Genomic DNA, 1,699 nt, shown 5'->3' with positions numbered 1-1,699 from the left:
CACGGACTTGCCGTCGGCCTGCTTGCCGGCGATGTCCGCCTTGAACTCCGCCTCGGAGTTGTAGCCGACCGCCGGGTCGAGGTTGAACTCGACCTTGCCCGCCGTGGTGGCGGCGTCGGCGAAGGAGACCGCGATGATGTCGTAGGCGTCCTGTACGTCAGCCAGCTTCTGGACGGTGGCGCCGTTGTCGAAGTTCTGCCAGTACCCCGTCACGGCGTGTGCCGGCACGGCGGCGGCGCCCGAGGGGCTCGGGCCCTCCTGCGGGGCGGTCTCGTCCGCCTGGGCGGTGGCGACGGCCTGGGTGCCGCCGGCGACGAGAGCAGCGGTCGCGGCTGCGGCGAGCAGCCGGGACCGCACGGGGTGTGCGGAACGTGCGTGAGCGCGTGCCACGGCTTCCTCCTGAGGTGGGGGAGAGGAGAGGTGGGGGTGCGCGGGGCCCTGCGCTGCGCTACAAGGTGGTCCAGACCACTGCGGCTTGTCAAGACCCGCATCGCTTCGCTCCGCCCGGCCGGCGCGCCGTACCCGGCACCGTGGCGCCCGGACCGGAACCGCGCTCCGTCGCCCCCGAATCCGCTCGCTGCTGCGAGCGCCTGCCGGGCCGCGGTGCGACGGCCCTCTTGTGCCGCCGTGGATCACGGGATGGAATGCGGCGCACGAACCACACGGTCAACGGCGACGAGTGCGGAGGTTCCGGGATGTCCCAGAGCGGCCAGGAACACGGTCCGGTGCTGCCGGACCCGGACCGTCCGGTGCGGTGGAGGTCCGTCGGCCCGGGGCTGGTGGTCGCCGCCACCGGGATCGGGGCCGGTGACCTGGTGGCCACCCTGGTGGCAGGCAGCAGGTTCGGCTACAGCCTGCTGTGGGCGGTCGTCATCGGCTGCGTCATCCGCATCGCCTTCGCCGAGGGCGCGGCGCGCTGGCACCTGGCCTCCGGGCGGACCCTGTTCGAGGGGTGGCGCTCGATCGGCACCTGGACGCTCCACTACTTCGGCGTCTACAGCGTCCTGTGGGGCTTCGTCTACGGTGCCACTGCGATGTCGGCGAGCGCGCTGCCGCTGACGGCGCTGTTCCCGGGTTTGGTGGACCTCAAGGTCTGGGCCGTGGCGACCGGTCTGCTCGGCCTGGCCTTCGTCTGGTTCAACCGCTACGCCGTCGTCGAGCGTACGCTGACGCTGCTGGTCGGGCTGATGTTCCTGATCGTGGTGGTACTGGCGGTACGAGTGGGGCCGAACGTCGGCGAGGCCCTGGCCGGTCTGGTGCCGAGCATCCCGGACGGCTCGCTGCTCTACACCCTGGGCGTGATCGGCGGGGTCGGAGGGACGATCACCATGGCCGCGTACGGCTACTGGGTCAACGCCAAGGGGTGGTGGACGCCGGGGTGGATGCGGATGATGCGGCTCGACAACGCCACCGCGTACATCGCCACCGGCGTGTTCACCATCGCAATGATCATCGTCGGTGCCGAGCTGCTGCACGCCGCGAACATCACCCTCGCCGAGGGGAACCGCGGCCTGCTCGACGTGGGCGGCGAGCTGGAGCGCCGCTTCGACCCCCTGACCGCCAAGCTCTTCCTCGTCGGCTTCTTCGCGGCCTCGTTCTCGTCGCTGGTTGGTGTGTGGCACGGAGTGAGCCTCCTGTTCGCCGACTTCGTCGCGCACTGGCGCGGCGAGGGTGCTGCGCACTGGCGCGGCGAGGGTGC

The 1,699-nt window shown here is 71.3% G+C and carries 1 protein-coding gene and 1 pseudogene; one reads left to right on the top strand and one right to left on the bottom strand.

The annotated features are described in order from the left end of the window. A pseudogene (locus H300_RS32755) lies at positions 1 to 390 on the bottom strand (chitinase); the annotation flags it as partial. 305 nt (positions 391 to 695) lie between these two features. Here H300_RS32755 and H300_RS0121630 point away from each other — a divergent pair. Next, on the top strand, positions 696 to 1,699 hold a 1,004-nt coding region (locus H300_RS0121630; protein WP_051270279.1), incomplete at its 3' end, for an Nramp family divalent metal transporter.

It is taken from the genome of Streptomyces sp. TAA040, from assembly GCF_000424845.1.
This window is presented reverse-complemented; position numbering and strand designations above follow the sequence as displayed.